The organism is Pseudoalteromonas sp. 19-MNA-CIBAN-0066 (assembly GCF_040308705.1).
Lineage (GTDB): Bacteria > Pseudomonadota > Gammaproteobacteria > Enterobacterales > Alteromonadaceae > Pseudoalteromonas > Pseudoalteromonas nigrifaciens.
In genome coordinates this window covers 39,362-62,210 of the sequence record NZ_JBEONZ010000011.1, presented here as the reverse complement: position 1 = coordinate 62,210, position 22,849 = coordinate 39,362, and the positions used below count along the sequence as shown (strand labels likewise).

Here is a 22,849-nt window from a genome sequence, read left to right as displayed (position 1 = left end):
TATGCACAATTTTGTAATTTTAATTGATCGTCTTTATACCCTTGATGGCGATCATAAAACGATAGGGGGCATCCAAACCTATTTAAGTGCGTTAGCAAAGGTTATTTTTGATAACTTTAAAATTAAGCCTGTTATTTATCAAAGCGCCAAACATTTTTTTGAGATTGAACAACCACATTATATTGTTAAGGGAGTAGATACTAACGGGCAAATTAATCCCAAAAAAACATTTGAGTATCTTAAATCTGAAAACTCAGTAAAAAGTACCTTATTAATTTGGGGTTCTGATCAATACTCTCAACCTAGCACTAAATTTGAATCAATTAGTATCCAACATGGTATCGGTTTTGATACTGAAGCTATGCACTCACCTTTAAAAAGAGCATTAGTTAATTACGGTTTAACGTGGGTTTATAAAACATTACAACGACATAAAGCGATTAAAATTTTTGAAAACTCTAAAGCAGCGGTGTGTGTTGACTACAATTTTTTAAACTGGTACCGAACTTATCGTTCGAGTGCACAAATTTCAAATAAGATACATGTAATACCTAATTTTACTGATATACCAGCAGAGCCAATTGAAAAAAGTAACGACAAAATAAGTATTGTATTTGCAAGGCGCTTTGTTGACCGGCGGGGTGTAGATATTGCGCTTCAGCTAGCAAGTAAACTAGTTAGTAAGTACGATAATGTTGAGTTTTATTTTGCTGGAGATGGCCCGAAACTTCCACTAGTCAAAAAGCTTGTAGAGTCTCATGAGCGTGTATTTTTAACTAAATTTGATTCTTCAAAATCAATCGACTTTCATCGTGATTTCTCAATTGCAATTGTTCCTTCTGTAGGCTCGGAAGGAACTTCATTATCGTTACTAGAAGCAATGGCTTCAAATTGTGCAGTTGTTGCATCTAATGTAGGTGGTATGACAAATATTATTCTTAATAACTTTAATGGCTCATTAGTCCCCCCCACATTTGACGAGTTTTACAAAGAACTATGCGATTTAATCGAAACGAAAGAGCGATTAATAACATATCAAAAAAATGCATATATCACGGCTAAGAGTTCATTCTCTAAGGCTAATTGGGAAAAAGAATGGGTAAAAGTCTTAAACTTAACATTGAAGTAATCCTTTCTTATTTTTGCTTAGTTTGGATTTGGGTAACGATTTTTTTACCTTCAATGAAATTTTTTGTTTTCAGCCCTGCTTTAAATTTAATTTGTTTAGCTTTTGCTCTAGCTATTTTAGCTTTGGGTTATAAGTATTTTACTATTAACAGGGAAGGGCTTTTTGCCCTAAGTATCTTAACTTTATTGTTTGGTTATTTGGTACTTTCATTTTGGCAAGGACGCGCAACTCTCAGTTTCGAGTATGTTTTTAAGTTAATAAATATTATTTGTATTGTAATTTTAGGGGTTATATTTTCCAGCAAAATAAATTTATCAGGTACATTTTTGATGAAAATCGCAGCTTTGTATGGGCTCGCCTTCTGTAGCTTAAGCTTTTTAGGTATCATTAAGGCCTCGCCTTCGGGTGCGTTAAGTTATCTAAATTTAGGCCTACCCATTGGAATTACGGTCTTGGCTTGCTATCTACTATTTTTAAGAGAAAAAAGAGTTATATTAAAGGTTTTTCTGCTGCTATGTTTTGCTTTTTCTTTCTTTATGGTTTTAAAAACGCCTGCTCGTGGTGTTCTTTTAGGAACTTTACTGCTTTTAATATATATGAGCTTTAAATATAAAAGAAAAAGATATTTACTCTATGTTTTTCTTATTACAGCGCCTGTTGTTGTTACCTACTGGGAAGAAATATACACTCTTTCATCTTTTGTCATTGCAAAAATGGAACGTCTGATTTTTAGTATTGAAGAAGAAGCTAGGTATACTTATTACATTGAAGTATTTAACTATAGTTCGGAACAGTTTTGGGGTTACGGTTTAAGATCTTACGTACCACTTTTAGGGTTTTATCCTCATAGTTTAATGTTAGAGTTTTTAATAGTGGGCGGCTTTGCACTTGCTTTATTGTTTACTCTAATAATTATTTTTACTTTAGTAAAAATATATAAAAACATAGGCAATAAATCTGATCTCGATTTTATATTTTTAATAACAATTTACTTCCTAATACAATGGCACCTGTCGTATGAGCTTAGCTCTGCTTACGGACTTTTTTTATGTCTTAGTATTGTTTTAAGTAAAAAATCAAAAGAGTTAAAGTTAGCTTGATTGATATATTCAGGAGCCCGTAATGAGAGTGAAATTTTTTATAGCTAAAGTATTGAGCTTTGTACCAGATAAGCTTTTCTCAATAATTAAGTATTCTTTATATCATAAGAAAATCCCTAATTTAAATGGCAGCAGTTTTAGTGAGAAGCTGCTTAGTAAAAAATGTGGTTTGATGGGGAGCGAAGAAAAGCAACTCCGTGAAACCGTTACTGACAGGCTGCTAGTTAGAGACTTTGTAGAAAAAACAACAAGTGGTGTAGATTTAATACCCTTGCTTTGGTCTGGAAAAATATTCACTAAAAAGATTTGGGATGGGTTACCAGAACGGTTTGTGATTAAAGCTCGCCACGGTTCTCAAATGGTAAAAATAGTCGATAAAAATAAGTGTCAGTTTAACGAAGTTTATAATGCGACCGAAGAGTGGAAAAAAACAGATTACTACCTGCTAGGAAGAGAGTGGGTGTATAAAAATACACCAAGAGAATTAGTGGTCGAAGAGTTTATCAGCTTTAACTCTGATGTACCGCCTGACTATAAGTTTTTTTGTGTCAATGGCAAGGTCGAGCTAGTACAAATAGATTTAGAGCGATTTAAAGATCATAAAAGAAATCTTTATAGCAGAGACTTTGAGCAATTAGATGTGAAGCTTATTTACCCTTCTGGTGAGCCAACCAAAAAGCCGCGTTTATTTGAACAAGCTTTAGATATAGCTGAAAAATTATCGCAAGAATTTGATTTTATCAGAGTTGATTTATATATACTGGATGAGAAAATTTACTTTGGTGAATTAACTAACTTTCCTGAAAATGGCCTTGGAGCCTTCGAACCTCAAAGTTACGATCAAGCACTAGGTGCTAAAATGAGATCAAATAATGCCTGATAAAATAGCCGTATTAATGTCTGTTTATAAAGCAGATTCACTTGTTTACTTAATTGAATCAGTGGAGAGCATTCTAAATCAGACATATCAACAATTTCATTTTTTCATAGCTGTAGATGGAGTTGTCGATAGTGATTTGAATGACTTTCTAACTGTACTTAATACCAACGATAAAGTGAGTGTATATTTTAATCAGTACAACGAAGGTCTAGCTACTAGATTAAACGAGCTACTAAACATAGTCCAACAAGAGGATTATAATTATATTGCAAGAATGGACGCAGATGATATTTCGCACGTAGATCGCTTTAAAAAGCAGCTTGAATTTATAAAAAAAAATGGCCTAGATATTTTAGGTAGCGATTTAATAGAAATAGATGAGAACGGTACTCATCAGCAAGAAAAAAAGATGTTTAGTGACCCCTCCGAAATTTTAAAAAATATTGTACGAAGGTGCCCTGTTAACCATCCAACGGTATTTATGAAATCTGAAGTGTTTACTAAAGATAACTTTAGATACGATGCAACACTATTAAACACTCAAGATTACGACCTATGGATCAGGTTATTAGAGCAAGGTTATAAGTTTGGGAACCTAAACGAACCATTATTGTTTTTTAGAGTGGGTAATAATTTCTTTGAAAGACGCAGTAAAAAAAAGGTACTTAACGAAGTTAAACTCAAATTTTTTGCATGGCAAAAGTTATCAAAAAAACCTTTAGATTTAGCCTTTATAGTTGTGTTTTTTTTAATGAGAGTTTCACCAACGAGGGTCAAAAAGTTTGCTTATAAGAGGTTCAGATAATGGATAGCGCAGTTGTAATCACAACTAAAGATAGAATTGACTACTTAGAAAGAGCTGTTAAATCTGTTTTTTCTCAAACTTTGCTGCCTGCAGAGTTGGTTATTATAGATGATTGTTCAGTTCATCAACTTCCAGATAATCTTTTAAAAAGGTTTCAAGAATTAGCTATACAACGAAACATAAATTTTAATTACATTTATAACTCTGAATCAAAAGGAGGCAATTACTCTCGTAACTTAGGAATTAAAACAACCTCTAGCTCTATTGTTCATTTTTTAGATGATGATGATTATTGGCTTAATGGCAAAATTAAAGATCAATTAGAACAGTTTGAAAGTAATGAAAAAGTAGGCTTAGTTTTTACAGGGAAATGTTTCGTACAAGATACAGATCTCGATATTATAAAAAGAAAAAGTAGACATAAAAAATTAGAAGGTTCTATTTGGAACGGAAACTATGTTGGCTCTACTTCAGGGGTTGCAGTTAAAAGAGAGTTTCTTGAGCGAACGAAGGGCTTTGATAATAACTTACAATCATTACAAGACTATGATCTGTGGATTAGAGTGTTAGAACTAACTAAGGGTATTTGGGACACTAAACATAACCTAATTTACACAGTGCATTCTAATGTAAGCAAACAAATTACAGGTAATGTTGATAAGCATCTAAATACGGTAGCCTATTTAAAAGAAAAATATAAGCAAAAGCTCAAAACAATACCCAGCAAAGATAGAAAAGTGTTCGAATCAAGATTAGAGCACGTTTTAGCTAGGGCTTATCGAAGCCAAAAAAGTAATCGTTATATAAAACATGCGCTTGCTTCTTTGTGGTTACATCCATCAATAAGAACGTTCCTTTTGTTCTTTAATATCAAATAGCATTAAATAGATAGTTATTAGTCAACCTTATGGTTAATAAAATAAAACCTAAGTTCTTTACGAAATATTTGGTAACGGGTGTTGGAGGTTTTTATTGGTGCAGCTACAAGTAAAAAATTATTAGCTGCAAGGTATCAAGTTGTAGTCATGGGTAACCTCAATGAATATTACGATGTAAACCTAGAGCTAGTCCGTTTAGTTTTATTTGAACGCCATAACAACATTATCTTTATTAAATTAGATATAACCGAACGTGTATTACTGGGTGAGCTTTTAAAGCCGAGCAGTTTGATAAAGTCATTCATTTAGCGGCACAAGCAAGGGGACGCTACTCAATTGAGTTCCTCAACGCGTACGCCGATTCAAATTTAGTAGGGCATTTAAATGTACTTGAAGCGTGCCGTCACCAAAAAGTTAAGCACCTAATTTACACATTATCTAGTTCGGTAAATAGTTTAAACGAAAAAACGCTGTTTGAAACCGAAGATGGTGTCTAAGACTCTGTATTATTTTATGCTGCGAATAAAAAGCAAATGAATTAATAGCGCATAGCTATTCACTCTTATATGGTTTACTAACAATAGGGCTGCGTTTTTTCATAGTTTACGGCCCATGGGATCGCCCGAATATAGAGCCGTATATGAGGATGTATCAAATTGTGTGGGTAAGCTTCTCGCCTATGACTTACCTATCTCAATTTTAACTTCATTACCTAATACCTCTTTATATTTTTCGGCCAAACCCGCTTTAGCTTCAACATCGCCATGTTGCCGCTAGATACATGATTTATTACTGTACTGAAGTCGAAAATGCCCACCTAAGAATATAGAACAGGGTGATCTTTAGAACAGGGTATTTTATTTTTTACCAGCCCTTTTATATTTTAAACCTGTCCTTTAATTAGTCATTTACATGTGGACTGCATCGGGTATAATTATGCGCTCATTTAGTTTGATGTTGTATATACTGCAATTGATTTAATGTGCAGATAGCTATGGAAAGCGAGTACTATTACCAGTAAACCTCGAAATAAATCGCGAGTATCCCGTAATAAATAAAAATACACTTCTCCAAAGCCAGTCACAAAAATCAATTCTCAGTGCAGTAACGCAAGGTAAAAGCGACGAGCCAAAACAAAAAATACAATAACCTTTATGCAATTTGTAATTGTAGTTTTAATCTCACTTATAAATATCAAAATTTAAGCTGCATCAGTACGTAGGAACTGCAACCTAGGGGCGGAAGCGTGGGGGAATTTACGTGGTTAATTTTTTTGTAGGCGCTAAGCTTACTGGCGTGATGGGTAAAGGTTCGTAATCTCTATATTTTAGTGAGCTCCATCTACTCTTATTTATTTCTACTTTTGTAATGGGTGATGAGTGAGTTTGGTATTTTACTGAAAACTGTTTTCATTTGAATTTACTCATAAATATCGTATGAAAACCCTGATATAATTTCAGCGTTAATTAAGATAAAGTTACACAACTTTTACAAACTATAGCCTATTGCTTCACAATGGTGCGCATGCTTTAATTAGCCAGTTAAAAACAAGTGCTCACCAAGGTTGGTGGGCAAGTGCAATATTTAAAATAATTTTGGGATTCTACAATGGCGTTAAGCTGTAAATCACTCGCATCAATACTCGCAATACTAAGCATGACAGGTTGTACTATTATACCTGGTAGTCATTTTGAAGGCATCAACCCAGGTGTGCAAACTCAGAATCTTGAAGAAGATCTCGAAAAAGTAAATATTCAAATAATAGATTCAAAGCTAATAGCTGCAGAAAAACAAAAATACCAAAAGATTAATAACTTAGCTAAAGTTACAGCCTTGGATACATCAAGCTACCAATATAAGCTGGGTGTAGGCGACGTTATAACAATAGGTGTATGGGACCATCCCGAGCTAACAATACCAGCTGGAACGCAACGTACAGCAGAATTTGACGGTTTTAGAGTGCAAGAGAATGGAACAGTAACCTTTGCGTATGCTCCAAATGTACCCGCTGTAGGAAAAACCATTCCACAAATACGTGATGCACTTGTAAAGCGTCTTAGTCGAGTTATAGAAGAACCTCAAATAGATGTGAAAATAGTTAGTTTTAAAAGTCAAAAAGCTTACGTAACAGGTGAGGTGGCCAAGCCAGGCGTATATCCAATAACAGAAACACCTCTTACACTTATTGATGCGTTAAACCAAGCTGGCGGTTTAAATAGTGCAGCAGATTGGCGAACAGTGACATACACCCATAATGGAAAGACTGAAATAATAAAGTTAGATGACTTTTATACAAATGGTGATATATCGCAAAATCGACTTTTAGAGCATGGTGATATAGTGCACGTAAACCGAAACGATGCACAAAAAGTATTTATGTTAGGTGAAGTAAAGCGACCAGGTACATTAAAAGTAAATCGTTATGGGTTAAATTTAGCTGAAGCACTAAGTGATTCGGGCGGTATAAATGAAGGCAGTGCTGATGCTAATGGCGTATTTGTAGTGCGTAAACGAAACTTAGAGCAAACAGGTTTAATTGCAGATGTATATCAATTGCATGCAAAAAATATTACAGCGATGGTTATAGCAGAACAATTTAAGTTACAACCAAACGACATAGTTTATGTAACGTCGGCACCATTAGCACGTTGGAATCGTGTAATTAGTTTACTATTACCTTCGGTAAGTGCTATCGATAAAATAGATGATACAATTGACTCTGTAAGCAACTAATCGGAGAGAATATGTTTGATTCAGTTTTGGTTGTATGCGCGGGTAATATTTGTAGAAGTCCTACCGGTGAATATGTTTTAAAGCAAAAGCTTAAAGGTAAAAATATTAAGATCTCATCAGCGGGGTTAACAGCATTGGAAGGCAAACCTGCAGATGCAAAAGCTAAGCAAATTGCAGAGTTGCATGGAGTTAATATGAATGCTCATAAAGGGCAACAGCTTACATCGGCATTAATTGTACAGAACAGTGTAATATTGGTAATGGAAGAGCGACATTTAAGTGACATACACGCCCGTTATCCAGAAGCTCGTGGTAAAACCTTCTTACTTGGTAAATGGATTAACAACGCCGAAATACCAGACCCATATAGGCAAAGCGAAGAAGCTTTTGAACACGTATATAAGTTAATTGATAGCGCATGCAGCGCTTGGCAAAAGTATTTATAAGGAATGGCTAATTAATGAATTCTCAGCCAAGTACAACTCAAGCAAATAAACAAACTGAAAATGTACAAGATATAGATTTAATGGTATTTGTAGGCGCCATAGTTGACCGGAAGTTTTTAGTACTAAGCGTTACAATAATATTCATGCTTATGGGGATTGTTTACGCAAAATACTCGACACCTGTTTATCAAGTTAACTCAATTTTGCAGGTAGAAAGCTCAGGCTCAAATGTACCGGGATTAGCTGACGTAGGTGGTATGTTTGAATCGTCGAGTAACTCAACTGCAGAGATTGAATTGCTAAAATCGCGAAGCATAATAGGTGAAGCAGTAGATAGCCTTAAGCTTGATGTAGTTGTTACCCCAAAATTTTTTCCTTACATTGGAGAAAATGCATACAACTCTTTTTCAGCGATTAAACCAAATCAATTAGCAGAACCTAAATATGGTGCCGATAGTTATGCTTGGGGAGGAGAGGCTATAGATGTGTTTAGGTTTAAAGTACCTAAATCGGCTATAGGCAAAACTTTTATTTTAAAAGCGACTGATAACGATACTGTGGCTTTATTAAATAGCGATGAAGAGCAAATACTAAAAGGTAATGTAGGCGAGGAGCTAACCAATGGAAGTTTTGCGCTAACAGTTAAGAGTATTAATGCGCGGCCAGGTACTGAATTTTTAATTGTTCGCAAAAATCGCCACAGCACAATTTTGGCTTTACAAAACAGTTTAATAGCGAGTGAGCTAGGTAAAAGTACGGGTATAATCGCACTTGAAATGTTACATAAATCACCTGGTTATGCTCAGCAAGTAATAAATAAGATTGCACAAATTTATGTACGCCGAAATGTTGAGCGTAATAGTGAAGAAGCGCAAAGTTCACTCGACTTTTTAAAAGTACAACTTCCAGAGATAAAAAAACAGCTTGAAGCTGCAGAAGCTAAGTACAATAATTACAAAATTAAACAACAGTCTGTTGATATAAGCTTAGAAACACAATCAGTACTCGATCGCGTTGTAACCTTAGACACAAAACTACAAAACTTAGATTTACAGCGTTTAGAATTAAGCCGGAAATTTAAAAGTGAACACCCACTTTACCAAGGCTTAGTTGAAAAAATAAACGAGATGAAAAAGCAAAAAGAGCAGCTTGTACAAGAAGTTGGCAATTTACCAGCCACTCAGCAGCAGCTGTTGAGTCTTAGGCGCGACGTAGAAGTAAACAATCAAATTTATATGTTGCTTTTAAGTAAGGCTCAAGAGCTTGACATAGTTCGCGCAGGTACTGTGGGTAACGTACGAATAATCGACTCAGCAGAGTTAAACTCAACAGGCCCAATAAAGCCTAAAAAGCCATTAATCGTAGTGATTGCAACAATTTTAGGTGCGTTGCTGTCAATAACTATAGTAATTATGCAAAAAGCACTTCATAAAGGTGTTGAAGACCCAAGCGAAATAGAGGCATTAGGGTTGCCTGTATACGCAAGCGTTCCCTACTCGGAACATCAAGAAAAATTAATAAATTTTACTAAATTGCGTAAGAGTAAAGCAGCTAAAGCTAAAAACATACTCGCAGTTGATAACCCAGCAGACCTTTCAATTGAAGCATTACGTAGCTTACGTACCAGCCTGCATTTTGCGATGATGGAAGCTAAAAATAATATCATAGCTATATCGGGCCCAAGCCCCGGTGTGGGTAAGTCGTTCATATCGGTTAATTTAGCAGTAGTACTAGCGCAAAGTGGTAAAAAAGTACTTATTATTGATGCCGATATGCGTAAAGGCCACTTGCAAACGCCGTTTGGTTTAAAGTGGAATAATGGTTTAAGTGATTATTTATCAGGGCATTTGAATCTAGAGCAAGTTACTAAGCCAACCAGAGTTGAAAACTTACATGTAATCACGCGAGGGCAAATACCGCCAAACCCTTCAGAACTATTAATGCACTCTAATTTTAGTAAATTAGTTGAAGAAGTAAGTGCAGCTTACGACATTATAATTATCGATACTCCACCTATACTCGCAGTTACTGATCCTGCAATAGTAAGTGCTCATGTTGGTACAACGTTATTAGTTACGCGCTTTGGGCAAAACCATTTGCGCGAGATTGAACTAACCCGTAACCGTTTTGAGCAAAATGGTACATATGTAAGAGGTGTTGTATTTAATGGTGTTGTTAAAAAAGCGAGTAACGCTTATGGCTATTACGGTTACTATAATTATGAGTATAAAAGCGATAAATAAAGAAAAAAGCCTAAAATTTAGTTTAGGCTATTTCAATGTAGAAAAGTATCTCAGAGGATAAGTAATTAGCTCAAATGCAATAAATCATATTTCGGGCTGTATAAAAACAGCTTTCCCACAGATAATTGCTAAAATATAAAGGTATTTGTTGTGAAAATATTAGTAACTGGTGGTGCAGGTTTTATTGGTAGCGCTGTTATTCGCCACATTCTCTCTAACACTAAAGATAGTGTCATTAACCTTGATGCGTTAACGTATGCGGGGAACTTAGAGTCACTTCCAAAGGCGGAAGATTCTAACCGATACTATTTCGAACATGTTGATGTATGCAACCGTGCAGAATTAGATCGAGTTTTTAAAACACATAAACCTGATGCAGTAATGCATTTAGCAGCAGAAAGCCATGTAGACCGCTCTATAACTGGCCCCGCTGAATTCATTCAAACTAATATCATAGGCACTTATAATTTACTAGAAGCAACTCGAGAATACTGGAATGCATTAGATATTAAAGCTAAAGAAGCGTTTAAGTTTCATCATATTTCAACCGATGAAGTATATGGTGACTTGCCTCATCCCGATGAGCAGGAAGGAAGTGCTTTGGGTAAAGATCTACCTTTATTCACTGAGCAAACGTCATATGCGCCTAGTAGCCCTTATTCAGCTTCAAAAGCATCAAGCGACCATTTAGTTAGAGCTTGGTTACGCACTTATGGTTTGCCAACTATTGTCACCAACTGCTCTAATAACTACGGGCCTTATCATTTCCCTGAAAAGCTAATACCATTAGTAATACTTAATGCGCTTGAAGGTAAAAACTTACCAATTTATGGTAAAGGTGACCAAATACGTGACTGGCTATATGTTGAAGATCATGCACGTGCACTTTATAAAGTAGTAACCGAAGGTGAAATTGGTGAAACTTACAATATAGGTGGTCATAATGAGAAACAAAATATTGAAGTAGTGCAAACTATTTGCAGTATCTTAGATGAGTTTATACCTAAAGATTCTAAATACTCAGAGCAAATAACATTTGTAACTGATCGACCAGGTCACGACCGCCGCTATGCAATAGACTCATCAAAAATGAGTGAAAAATTAAATTGGGCACCTATTGAAACATTTGATACGGGCCTACGCAAAACTGTTCAATGGTATTTAGACAACCAGCAGTGGTGTAAAAATGTGCAGGATGGCTCGTATCATCGTGAGCGTCTTGGTGAAATAAATACGCAAGCTCAAGGAGAGTAACATGAAAGGAATTATTCTTGCAGGGGGCTCAGGCACCCGCCTTTACCCAATTACTATGGGGGTATCTAAGCAACTACTACCAATTTACGATAAGCCGATGATTTATTATCCGCTATCGGTATTAATGCTAGCGGGTATTAACGAAGTTTTAATAATCACCACCCCAGAAGACAACGACTCATTTAAACGCTTACTAGGCGATGGCTCACAATTTGGTATTAAATTAACTTACACTACACAGCCTAGCCCTGATGGGTTAGCACAAGCCTTTATTTTAGGCGAAGAGTTTATAGGTAATGATGATGTATGCTTAGTACTTGGAGACAACATTTTCTACGGGCAAGGATTTACACCAAAGTTAAAACATGCGGTTCAAAACGCTAAAAATGGCCAAGGTGCAACTGTTTTTGGCTACCAAGTAAAAGATCCTGAGCGTTTTGGTGTGGTTGAGTTTGACCAAAACCAAAAAGCAATTTCTATAGAAGAAAAACCAAGTAATCCAAAGTCACATTATGCGGTAACGGGTTTATATTTTTACGATAACTCGGTTGTTGAATTAGCTAAAAAAGTGAAACCGTCTCATCGTGGTGAGCTTGAAATTACTTGCCTTAACGAAATGTATTTAGAGCAAGGCAAGCTTAATGTAGAAATGTTGGGCCGTGGTTTTGCGTGGTTAGACACAGGCACACACGAAAGCTTGCTAGAAGCCGCCCAATTTGTAGAAACAATCGAAAAGCGCCAAGGCTACAAAATAGCCTGCCTAGAAGAAATTGGTTTTAATAATGGCTGGCTAACTAAAGAGCAAGTTAAAAAACTAGCTCAGCCATTTATAAAAAATAGCTATGGCCAATATTTAATGGAACTAATAAAAGAATAAATAATGATTGTACTCAACAAACCACTTACTCCAGACCTAAAAAAACTGACCGCGTACTTAGCGCAAGTTAATAACACTGGCTGGTACACAAATTTTGGCCCATTGCACGAGCAGCTTACTAAGCGCCTAGAAGACTACTTAGGGGTAAAAAATTTACTGCTGGTATCTAACGGAACGCTCGCAATACAAGTAGCGTGTAAATCTTTGAATATTAACTCAGCTATTACTACGCCCTTTAGCTTTGTAGCAACAACCAGCTCTTTATTATGGCAAGGAATAGAAACCGCATTTAGTGACATAGATGCAAAAAGTTATAACCTGTGTCCTAAAGCGTTAGATAAAGCCCTAACACAAGATAACCATTACAATGGCATTGTAGCAACCCATGTTTACGGAAACCCGTGTGATGTAAGCGCCATTGAAAGCGTTGCAAATAAGCATAATAAAAAAGTAATTTACGACGCTGCACATGCATTTGGTGTAAAAGTTGGCGATGAATCCGTACTTAATTTTGGTGATGCCAGTACCTTAAGTTTTCATGCCACTAAAGTATTTCATACCGTGGAAGGCGGCGCGATTGTTTTTAAACACAAAGCCGATTATGAAAAAGCTAAAGAGCTAATTAACTTTGGTATACAAGCGGGTGGTACTTTAGGCGAGCCAGGTATTAACGCTAAATTGAATGAATACCAATGTGCGGTGGGTTTAACATTACTCGATCAAATTGAACAAGTCATAGAGCACAGGTCAGCACTATTTAATCTATATTGTGAAGAGTTAGAAGGAATTGTTGAAATACCACAATGGCATACAAAAGCGAATATTAATGGTGCTTATATGCCTATTTATATCGCTGATAAAACATTACAAAAAAAAGTAATAGATGCATTAGCGAAACAAGATATTCAAAGTCGTCGTTATTTTACTCCCTCACTTGATGCTGCTTACAGCGAGCAATATAGCTTTGGTTGTAATGTTAGTCGAAAGATTGCAGGTGGTGTACTGTGTTTGCCTTTACATAATTTTATGAATGAAGACGATGTAACTACAGTAACCTCAATAATAAAGGACACATTATGAATTTTGCTGTAATGCAACCTTACCTATTTCCTTATTTAGGCTATTATCAACTTGTTAATGCTGTAGACACTTTTATTTTTTATGATGATGTTACTTACATTAAAAACGGTTATATTAATCGCAATAATATTTTAGTGAATGGCCAAGCTCAACGTTTCACTGTGCCAGTGCCTGGAGCATCTTCAAATATACTAATTAAAGATCTAAACTTTGACCCTAATGTAAAAAAAACATTAAAAACAATCAGTCAAGGCTACGCAAAAGCCCCCTATTTTAATGACGTTTACCCAATTATAGAAAAAATACTAACGAGTACCGAACGCCAAGTACATACGCTATGTGCAAATAGCATCACCTCCGTATTTAGCTATTTAGGCATAAATAAGCAATTTAAGTTTTCAAGTGAGCTTGAGTATAACCGTGATTTACCAGCTGCTGATAAGCTAATTGCAATGGCAGGTTTACTTAATAGTAAACACTACATTAATAGCCCTGGAGGTAAAAATTTATATAGCAAAGAGTACTTTGCTGATAAAGGGGTAAACCTATCTTTTATCGAAATGCGAAGCGTCAACTACCAACAAGGTAAATCAGAGTTTGTGCCTTACTTGTCGATAATTGATGTATTGATGTGGAATAGTAAAGAGCAAGTAAAAGCGCTTTTAAGAGAATATGAGGTAAATTAAATGAATAAAGTATTGTTGATTGGTGCATCTGGTAGTTTAGGTAAAGGAATAACAGCTGAGATATACAAAAAAATCAAAGTTACCGGCACTTATAATAACACTGTTATAGATAATAAAAATATTGATACCGTACAGCTTGATATAACCCATCGTGATAGCTTTCAAAGCCTAGATACGGATTATGATAGTGTTATTTTAGTCGCAGGCTCGATGCCAGCAGCAATGGAAGGCTATGATCAAAATAAGTATTTTGACGTTAATGTAACAGGCACATTAAATGTTCTTGAGTTTTGTAGAATAAATAATATTAAAAAAATCATCTACATTATGACATTTTCAGATGTGTCTGGTTCATTTTACACTGGTGTTCCAATAAAGGAGTCTGATCAACGCACTCTTACTTATACAGGTGATCATGCTGTTTACGCTATATCTAAAGTAACTGCTTGTGAATTGGTCGAGCATTATCACCAAGAATATGGTTTGCAAACCATGATATTTCGTATTCCAACGGTATATTGCTGTGACGATAACGTTAACTATCATGTAGATGGTAAGCCTAAAACAAAAGCTTATATGCAAATGATACGGTCAGTCATGCATAATCAAAAACTTGAATTATGGGGCGAATTAGAAAATGCTAAAGACATGCCTTATATTAAAGATTTTGCTCGCTTAATACTTAAAGCCATTGAGCATCCAACTGCGCAAGGTTTATTCAATGCAGGAACCGGTAACCCAGTCAGCTTAAAAGAATTTGCGGATGCAATCGTTGACGTATTTGCAGAGGGTGATGTGGTACTCGAACATAAGCCTGAAAAGCCGTCTCAACCTAACTTCACTTTTGATATGAGTAAAACTGAGACCACTTTTGATTATAAGCCACAGTTTGGCATTAAAGACCTACTTATAGATATAAAAGAAAATTCTCCATCATCTGTATTCGAATTAACGAAATGAAAAAGCTCTTAATACATTTAGGGTTGCCTAAAACGGCAACCTCCACTTTACAGCAAAATGTTTTGCAAACATTACATGATTCAAATAAAGTTAATTTTTTAGGTAAAAACTTAGAAGTTAGCGATAAAACAGGCAAAGTAACAATCTTCAATTATAGTGGTAAGTACATTCGTGATGCTATAGAAGAAAAAATACCATTTGAAGACGCTGTAAAAAAACTTGAAGCCGAACTTCATGACGATAAATTAAACATATTCAGTGATGAAGGGCTTATGGTCGCTTACCCCGGCGCTGATAACCTACCTTTGAATAGAAAGTTAGCTAATCTAAAAAAACTCATAGCCCCATACAAAACTGAAGTTGTAATTACTTTGCGAGAGCCAATTGATTATTTTTATTCGTTGTATGTGCAGTTGTATCCTGATTTTTACTCAAAAATAAAAAGTTTAAATACTGTCGAAAAATGTATTAACAAGTTTTTAAAAGAGCCTGATAACATTTTATTTGAATCATTCCTTTTCAATAATTATTTACCTTATCTTAAAAGTAACTTTGATTTAAAAGTTACTCACTTTGAAGACATAAAAAATAACCCTGAAAAATATTACATGGCATGGTCTGGTTTACTAAATGTATCTCCAGAAAATTTTCAAACTTTATTTGAAAAAAAACATGTAAACGAAAAGAAAAAAACTGCACAGGGTTCGCAAAAAGTAGTTTCGCTAAATTTTATAGAGTCTAAAGCTAGAAATTTACTAATAAAGGCAAAGCCAGTATTTGTATTTATAAAGCTTATTTATAATTTTACAGGACTAAAAAAACTATTTAATAGGCGAGTATATATTTCGAGTGTGCATAAAAAGCCTAGCGGTGAAGCATTAAGGCAGTTGAAACTGCTTTTCGAAAGTACAGAAAAAAATGTCTGAACTAAAAAATAAGGCTATATTCGGGTTTGCATGGAATTTAGCTGAAAAATTTGCCACCAAAGGTGTGACAGTTATTACCACGCTACTGTTAGCGTGGTTTTTAACGCCAAATGATTATGCGTTAATTGCCATGCTTACGGTGTTTATTGCTCTTTCTACGGCATTAGTTGATGCGGGTATTGGTCAAGCCCTTATAAGGATGCCCGATGTTAAAGACGAAGACTTAAACACTGCTTTTTTTATAAATATAGCGCTCAGTGGGCTTATATACTTGCTTTGTTATATAGCGGCACCATATATAGCTACTTTTTACGATGAACCGCTGCTTACCTCCCTGATACGAATAGTCACGCTTAGTTTATTTTTTCAAAGCGTAATAGTGGTACCTAAAAGCCTACTAGTTAAAAAATTAAACTTTAAAGCGCAGCTTAAAATAGTGTTGCCAGCAGCTTTTATTTCATCAGGGGCAGCTATTTTATTCGCCTATTTAAAGTTTGGGGTATGGGCACTTATATTCCAAATGCTAATAATGCATGCTGTGCAAGCCCTGTGTTATTGGGTTATCAGCATATGGCGGCCTAAATTTAAGTTAAGTTATAACTCGGTAAAAAAGTTAGCTGGTTTTTCTTGTTTTGTCGTCCTCGATTCTTTATTTGCAATACCCTTTGCTAATATGTACTTAATTGTATTACCCAAGTTTTTTGCAGCAAGTTTATTAGGTTACTATTACTTTGCACAAAAAATAAAAGATATTCTGCTCGATTTATTTATAGGTGCTATTCAAACCGTTACCTACCCAGCACTTTCGCAAATACAGCAAGATAATGCCCGTTTAAAAACTGGTTACCGTAAAATAGTACGCATAACGACCATTTTGGTTTTTCCGCTTCTGTTATTTACAGCGGCAATAGCTAACTTAATTTTTGATATTTTATTGCCTGAGAAGTGGCAGGGTGCAGTGCTTTATTTACAACTAATGCTTGTTGCCTCTGTGTTATACCCACTGCATTCAATTAACTTAAACATATTAAAAGTGAAAGGCAGGGCAGACTTATTTTTTTATGTTGGGTTATTTAAAAAAGTAGTAGGTATTGTGGTATTTATATTTACCATTCAATACGACATTGTAACTGTTTTAATAGGACAAATAATTGTAAGTAAAATAAATTACTTACCAAATGCATATTACTCAAATAAATTAATAGGCTACACACTAAAAGAGCAATTAGCAGATTTTATGCCTACGCTTATTATCACAAGTTTTATAGCTGCTGCGGTTTACAGTATGCAAGGTAAGTTGGCTCTAACACCAATTCTGGAGTTAACAGCCTTTATTGTATTAGCTCCTCTAGTGTATCTAGTGGCTGGTTATGTTACTAAGCTGAAGGCATTTACAGAAACAATAAACTTAGTAATGCGCAAATAGTATTAAAGGATTTATATGGAAAACGAAAAATTTGATCTCGATGCTTTCAGGGCGCAGCCATTACCTACGGAGGAAGAGGTTATGGCAAACTGGCAAGGTGATATTGATAAGCCAGTAGTAAGCATTCTTTGTCATATGTTTAATCAAGAAAGGTATATTGAAGATGCTTTTCGAGGTTTTTTAATGCAGAAAACCGATTTTGTATTTGAAGTGATAGCACATGATGATGCGTCAACGGATGGCACTAGCGATATTGTTAGAGAGTACGCTAAACGGTACCCTAAAATATTCAAGCCTGTTATACAAACAGAAAACCAATATTCAAAAGGTAAAAAACCAAGTTTATTGAGTTCAGCGCACGCTAAAGGTGAGTATTTTGCATTATGTGAAGGGGATGACTTTTGGATTAATGAAAATAAATTACAGCTTCAAACTGATGTATTAAATAATAATAGAAAAGTAAATTTAGTTGTGCACGATTCTTTAGTAATTAACAATCAGGATGATCTTATTAAGGACGCTTTTGGAAGCCTGAACTTTAACGATGGAATTGTCCCTGTCAATGAAGTGTTTTTAACCGATGGTCAGTTTGCCCCTACAGCCTCATATTTTTTCAGAAATGTTAGTTTACAATTTTTGGCTGATTACTCGGAATCTCCAGTAGGAGACTTTTTAATTGAAGTTTTTTTAGGTATGGAGGGGGTATTCTTAATCTCAAATAAAATGAGTGTTTATAGGCTGGGTAGTGACAATTCATGGACTAATAATGTTCTTAATAATATTAATATGAGAATAGTACACGGAGAAAAAATGTTAGCAACATTAAATAAAATGCAGAATGACTTACCCCAAGATAAAAAATATTTAGTGGAATATAAAAGAAAAGCTATTTTTCATGGATTGGCAATTTCGCATTTCCATAAAAGTAAATTAGATTCACTTTTATTTTTTTCGAAATCACTAGATTTTAAAAACTTGAAAATTAAAAGAGCTATTTTATATTTTAGGTACGTTGCGATTAATAAGTAATCTCCTCGTTTGAGACATTAAGGTTGGTAATGTGAATAAAAAAATATTGATTGTCATTGCTTCCATTGGAGGAGGTGGTGCTGAAAGAGTGGCAGCCCAGTTATCAAATTATTTTAGTGACCAAGGCCATAATGTTAAAGTGTGCTATTGGAACGAAGCTAAAAATAGCTACAAAATTAATAGTGGTGTATCTCTTTGCAAGCTCAATGCTAAAGCTAGAGTTTATACTCTCTCTAAAACTATAAAGGTATTTCAGCCAGATGTGATTTTGAGCTTTACCGATGTGTCGAATGTTATTGCATATTATGCAAAATTACTAGCCCGTTCAAAAGCCATATATATCCCCTCTATACATAATGACCTTAAACTTAGAGATAGCCATATTGAAATAAATTTAAAAAATAAGGGGCTTGATTTATTTCATAGGCATGTGTGCAAAAAAAGTGACAAAGTGGTGGGCGTTTCTGAAGGCGCGAAAAACTCTTTTATAAAATACTATAAGGTACCTCCTAATAAATGCTGTTGCATATATAATCCTATCTATATTAAACCCGAACTCAAATTACGAAACTTGAATGAAGATAAAGACAGTATAAAGATTGTAGTTGCAGGGCGTTTAACTAAGCAAAAGAATTATCCACTTTTACTTGATGTTGCTGAGAAGTTAAAAGGGTTAGATTTTAATTTTATTATTGATATTTATGGTGAAGGTGAACTGCGCACCCAACTTGAAGCGCAAATACAAGCTAAAAACTTAGCAGCTCGTGTAAACTTAAAAGGGTTTTCTAAAAATTTATCAACAAGTTTAGCTAATTATGATTTATTTCTAATGACCTCTTCTTGGGAGGGATTTGGTAATGTTCTTGTGGAGGCATTAGAGAACACCCTGCCTATAATATCAACAGATTGCCCTTCAGGACCCAGAGAAGTGTTAGGTAACGGCGAGTTTGGAAGTCTCGTGCCTGTTAATGACTCTAACGCCATTGTAGACTTGATAGTAACAGGGAATTACAAAAAAGAATTTGATTTAATTAAGTTGAAAGAGCACCTTAGTCAATTCACCTTAAACTCAGTTGGTGATAAGTATTTAAATCTTTTTAATGAGCTTTACGAGCAAAGTAATGATTGAATTAGAAACTATTAAGCATAAATTGAATCTATACCGCCGCTATCCCCATTGGAGAAAGCAAGGTGCTATTTTTATTCATGTACCAAAAGTAGCAGGTACCAGCATTAATAAAGCAATTTATGGCCGTACTTTAGGGCATTACACTGCTGTAGAAATTAAAAATAAATTTCCTAATTTATATAATGAATGTTTTGTATTTTCGTTTGTTAGAAACCCATGGTCACGCGCTGTATCAGCCTATAAGTTTGCTAAGCAAGGCCGTACTGAGAGTATGGGAGTATACAAACCTGAACAATACCAAATCCCGGAGTTTGAAACCTTTGAGCGTTTTGTAAAAGAGTGGCTTGCTTTACGTGACATAAATGAGCTTGACTATATATTTCAGCCTCAAGTACGTTTTTTGACCGATAGTAACGGCGAAATAATTGTTGATTATGTTGAAAAGTTAGAGAATTTAGCAAACGGCATTGCTGAAGTAGAAAAAAATCTTAATAAAAAAATAAATGTTGGTCGAGCTAACTCAACCTCATCTGCTGATGATTACCGTAGTTACTATGCTAACCAAGATCTTATAGATTTGATTTATAAAATTTATGAAAGCGATATACAGACATTTGGTTACGAATTTAAATGAAAAAAATGAAAGCACTACACGTTATTACAGGCTTAAATGATGGAGGCGCGGAAGCTGTTTTATATCGCCTAACTACGTCTAAAAGTTCTACCTTTGAGCATACAGTTATTTCATTAATGGATGAGGGAAAGTATGGGGATTTGTTAGTAGAGGCTGGTGTAAATGTTTACTGTTTAAACATATTAAATAGTAAGTTAAGTATTTTCCGTGTGTTTAAAATATTTAGTTTAATAAAAACACTAAAACCAGATGTTGTACAAACTTGGATGTTTCATGGGGATTTGTTTGGTGGTGTGTTTTCGCGTTTAGCAGGTGTTAAAAATATTGTTTGGGGAGTCCACCACACAACATTAGTAAAAGGAGAGTCTAAAAAATCAACAATTTTAATTGCCAAAATAAATGCTTTTCTTTCGAAGTTCATTCCTAAAAAAATTATATACTGTGCTGAAAAATCTAGAGAGATTCAAGAGTCAATAGGCTTCTCTGTTAATAAAGGTGTTGTTGTTAGTAATGGTTACGATGTTAGTCAGTATGTCTGTAATAAAAAATTAGGTATAGATTTTAGAAATGAATTAACTTTATCTGACTGTTTTTTAATAGGTCACGTTGGAAGATATGATCCGCAAAAAGATCATAAAAATTTATTGTTAGGTTTAGAGGCATTTTCAAATAAATTTTCAGGTGCGTTTAATGCTATTCTAGTTGGTACTCGTTTAGATAGAAATAACCCAGAATTAATATCTTTAGTTGATACCCTTGGGCTGAATGATAATGTACAGCTGGTAGGGCGTCGTAATGATATACCTGCTGTTATGAACGCCTTAGATATATTTGTTTTATCATCCTCTTTTGGCGAAGCTTTTCCCAATGTATTAAACGAGGCAATGGCTTGCGGTACGCCTTGTATTACTACAGATGTAGGTGATGCGGCTCTGATTGTAGGTGATACCGGTTGGGTGGTTTCGCCAAAAAAACCACAGTCGTTAGCTGATGCTATTTTAGATGCAAGAAATGAGAAGTATAATTCCCCTGAAAAGTGGGCTTTAAGAAAACAAGCTTGTCGTCAACGGATAGTAGATAGCTTTAGTCTTGATAAAATGGTTAGCGGTTATGAGAGTGTTTGGTTAAAGGGTATAAGTAATAGAAAGAAGTATTAATAGGAGTTACTTATTATAAATTGCGTAGTCTAGTTTTATACGATGAACACCTGCCATCATTATAATATCTGTTATGGTATTGGACTAGTTAATATACTGAAATACGTAGATAGCTTTATCATAGTAAGTGAAAGTTTAACTTACTTATAGTTTGTTTGGTATTTATTATTTATGCACTATAAATGTTAACTATTTTAAAATGTACAAACTATTTAGGCAGGCTTTAAATGAAGTTTTTTAGATTTATAAGCTGTTTTTATTTTTATGAAAAACCTTTAACTATATAGGTTCTTAAGTTATGAATTGGTACTTAGAAACGTCTTTTTTTTATGACTTGCCTAATTTTTTAATTTGTATTCTTGTTGTTTTAATTATGAGCAACTTAGTTAAGCTACCACGTAATTATACGCTAATTTTACTAGCACATTGTTTTGTACCCTTTATATTAAATGATGTTGTTTTTCCAGCAAGCTATATGTCGGATCAGTTTAGATATATAGCAGCTGTAATGGAAATACGCAGTGGGGAAAATGTAACTGAGCTCGCGAGTACGGTAGAGAATGCTAGTTGGATGCTTGCTTTTATACCGCTACCATTTATTGAAACAGTGCAAAGCCTAGGTTTTTTTAATAAGCTTATATATATTTTAATGTTTATATTTTTATATAAGAAAGGAGTGCTTAATCGATTTTCGGCTTACTTTTTATTGTTGTATCCTAGCGTTATACTTTATACAGGGCTAGGCTTACGCGATACACTTATTTTTTGTTGCATGATGTTAACTACTTACTTTGCTATAAAGCGTAATTTATTGTTAATGATATTGTTTATAGCCCCTCTTTACTTCATAAAATTTCAAAACTTTTTTTTAATGCTTCCCTTATTTACTTTTGTTTTATTCAACCTAGGCGAAAAGGGATTATCTGCTCGTAAAGGCTTCGTTGTTTTAACTATTTTGGCCATTGTGTTGGTTGCGAGTTTTCCCATTGCTGCGCCATTGATTAATAAATACCGCTTAGCTATGTTCCAAGAGGATGGCGGCATTAATGTGTATGAAGTCCCCTTAGTTAATGATATAGGAGACTTTATTTATATGGGGCTGACCAGTGGCTTGTATTTTTTTGCAAAGCCCTTTCCTTGGGAGGCGCGTAGCCCTTTACAGCTAATTCAAGCATTCGAGAATGTAATTATTATGTTTATTGTCGTTAGGTTAACCATCCAAGCATGGAATAAAAACATAAATAAATTAATATTTTGGTTAGTTTTATTTATAGGATCACTCTCGGTATACGGGTTGGTAGTTTTTAATTATGGTACAGCTGCAAGATATAGATTTCCATTTATTGCGTTGTATGTGGTTTATGTAGCTTATGTATGTAATGTAACCCATGTTTTCAATAGGCAGTTAAAGAATTAAAAATATTAAAATACAATAATATTACATATTAGTGGTTTAATACTTGAATCAAAAATAGAT

Annotated in this window: 21 protein-coding genes; all 21 read left to right on the top strand. The window is 34.7% G+C overall.

Annotation, left to right across the window (positions count from 1 at the left end; all coding sequences use genetic code 11):
* Position 1 precedes the first annotated feature (1 nt).
* The 21 genes from AAEZ18_RS08855 (at position 2) to AAEZ18_RS08755 (ending at position 22,789) form a co-directional block, all read left to right on the top strand.
* Positions 2-1,129 carry a glycosyltransferase family 4 protein gene (locus AAEZ18_RS08855; RefSeq protein WP_350594505.1) on the top strand — a complete coding sequence of 376 codons (1,128 nt, stop codon included), beginning with the start codon at positions 2-4 and terminating at the stop codon, positions 1,127-1,129.
* Positions 1,096-2,229 carry an O-antigen ligase family protein gene (locus tag AAEZ18_RS08850; RefSeq protein ID WP_350594503.1) on the top strand — a complete coding sequence of 378 codons (1,134 nt, stop codon included), beginning with the start codon at positions 1,096-1,098 and terminating at the stop codon, positions 2,227-2,229. Before AAEZ18_RS08855 ends, AAEZ18_RS08850 begins: the two co-directional genes overlap by 34 nt.
* 22 nt (positions 2,230-2,251) lie before the next feature.
* The gene (locus AAEZ18_RS08845) at positions 2,252-3,109 is read left to right on the top strand and encodes an ATP-grasp fold amidoligase family protein (protein ID WP_350594501.1); all 858 of its coding nucleotides are present in this window, start codon (positions 2,252-2,254) and stop codon (positions 3,107-3,109) included.
* Positions 3,102-3,914, top strand: coding sequence for a glycosyltransferase (locus AAEZ18_RS08840; protein ID WP_170072632.1), 813 nt, complete (start codon positions 3,102-3,104; stop codon positions 3,912-3,914). Before AAEZ18_RS08845 ends, AAEZ18_RS08840 begins: the two co-directional genes overlap by 8 nt.
* Positions 3,914-4,792, top strand: a complete 879-nt coding sequence (locus tag AAEZ18_RS08835) for a glycosyltransferase family 2 protein (protein ID WP_170072633.1) — start codon at positions 3,914-3,916, stop codon at positions 4,790-4,792. The genes AAEZ18_RS08840 and AAEZ18_RS08835 overlap by 1 nt, the downstream gene beginning before the upstream one ends.
* Before the next feature lie 299 nt (positions 4,793-5,091).
* The gene (locus AAEZ18_RS08830; RefSeq protein ID WP_350594550.1) at positions 5,092-5,289 is read left to right on the top strand and encodes an NAD-dependent epimerase/dehydratase family protein; all 198 of its coding nucleotides are present in this window, start codon (positions 5,092-5,094) and stop codon (positions 5,287-5,289) included.
* Positions 5,290-6,400: 1,111 nt separating this feature from the next.
* Positions 6,401-7,525, top strand: coding sequence for a polysaccharide export protein (locus AAEZ18_RS08825; RefSeq protein WP_350594498.1), 1,125 nt, complete (start codon positions 6,401-6,403; stop codon positions 7,523-7,525).
* 11 nt (positions 7,526-7,536) lie between these two features.
* On the top strand, positions 7,537-7,971 hold the full coding sequence (locus tag AAEZ18_RS08820) for a low molecular weight protein-tyrosine-phosphatase (RefSeq protein WP_350594495.1): 435 nt from the start codon (positions 7,537-7,539) through the stop codon (positions 7,969-7,971).
* A 14-nt stretch (positions 7,972-7,985) separates the two neighbouring features.
* The gene (locus AAEZ18_RS08815) at positions 7,986-10,214 is read left to right on the top strand and encodes a polysaccharide biosynthesis tyrosine autokinase (RefSeq protein WP_350594493.1); all 2,229 of its coding nucleotides are present in this window, start codon (positions 7,986-7,988) and stop codon (positions 10,212-10,214) included.
* Positions 10,215-10,364: 150 nt separating this feature from the next.
* Entirely contained in the window at positions 10,365-11,468 is a 1,104-nt protein-coding gene (gene rfbB, locus AAEZ18_RS08810) for a dTDP-glucose 4,6-dehydratase (RefSeq protein ID WP_350594491.1), read from the top strand.
* Between the two features lies 1 nt (position 11,469).
* Positions 11,470-12,345: a glucose-1-phosphate thymidylyltransferase RfbA gene (gene rfbA, locus AAEZ18_RS08805; protein ID WP_350594488.1), complete on the top strand. Its 876-nt coding sequence runs from the start codon at positions 11,470-11,472 to the stop codon at positions 12,343-12,345.
* A gap of 3 nt (positions 12,346-12,348) precedes the next feature.
* On the top strand, positions 12,349-13,425 hold the full coding sequence (locus AAEZ18_RS08800) for a DegT/DnrJ/EryC1/StrS family aminotransferase (RefSeq protein WP_350594487.1): 1,077 nt from the start codon (positions 12,349-12,351) through the stop codon (positions 13,423-13,425).
* On the top strand, positions 13,422-14,111 hold the full coding sequence (locus tag AAEZ18_RS08795; protein WP_350594486.1) for a WbqC family protein: 690 nt from the start codon (positions 13,422-13,424) through the stop codon (positions 14,109-14,111). Before AAEZ18_RS08800 ends, AAEZ18_RS08795 begins: the two co-directional genes overlap by 4 nt.
* Complete coding sequence (locus tag AAEZ18_RS08790) at positions 14,112-15,071, top strand: NAD-dependent epimerase/dehydratase family protein (protein ID WP_350594484.1); 960 nt, start codon at positions 14,112-14,114, stop codon at positions 15,069-15,071.
* On the top strand, positions 15,068-15,997 hold the full coding sequence (locus AAEZ18_RS08785) for a hypothetical protein (RefSeq protein ID WP_350594482.1): 930 nt from the start codon (positions 15,068-15,070) through the stop codon (positions 15,995-15,997). The genes AAEZ18_RS08790 and AAEZ18_RS08785 overlap by 4 nt, the downstream gene beginning before the upstream one ends.
* Positions 15,990-17,423, top strand: a complete 1,434-nt coding sequence (locus AAEZ18_RS08780; protein ID WP_350594480.1) for a lipopolysaccharide biosynthesis protein — start codon at positions 15,990-15,992, stop codon at positions 17,421-17,423. Before AAEZ18_RS08785 ends, AAEZ18_RS08780 begins: the two co-directional genes overlap by 8 nt.
* Positions 17,424-17,438: 15 nt before the next feature.
* Complete coding sequence (locus AAEZ18_RS08775) at positions 17,439-18,452, top strand: glycosyltransferase family 2 protein (protein WP_350594478.1); 1,014 nt, start codon at positions 17,439-17,441, stop codon at positions 18,450-18,452.
* Between the two features lie 31 nt (positions 18,453-18,483).
* Positions 18,484-19,581 (top strand): glycosyltransferase, encoded by a 1,098-nt coding sequence (locus tag AAEZ18_RS08770; protein ID WP_350594476.1) that lies wholly within the window; start codon positions 18,484-18,486, stop codon positions 19,579-19,581.
* A complete protein-coding gene (locus tag AAEZ18_RS08765; RefSeq protein WP_350594473.1) occupies positions 19,574-20,215 on the top strand; it encodes a sulfotransferase family 2 domain-containing protein in 642 nt (213 codons plus the stop codon). The genes AAEZ18_RS08770 and AAEZ18_RS08765 overlap by 8 nt, the downstream gene beginning before the upstream one ends.
* Positions 20,212-21,372 carry a glycosyltransferase family 4 protein gene (locus AAEZ18_RS08760; RefSeq protein WP_350594472.1) on the top strand — a complete coding sequence of 387 codons (1,161 nt, stop codon included), beginning with the start codon at positions 20,212-20,214 and terminating at the stop codon, positions 21,370-21,372. The genes AAEZ18_RS08765 and AAEZ18_RS08760 overlap by 4 nt, the downstream gene beginning before the upstream one ends.
* Before the next feature lie 298 nt (positions 21,373-21,670).
* Positions 21,671-22,789, top strand: a complete 1,119-nt coding sequence (locus AAEZ18_RS08755) for a hypothetical protein (protein ID WP_350594471.1) — start codon at positions 21,671-21,673, stop codon at positions 22,787-22,789.
* Positions 22,790-22,849: the final 60 nt, after the last annotated feature.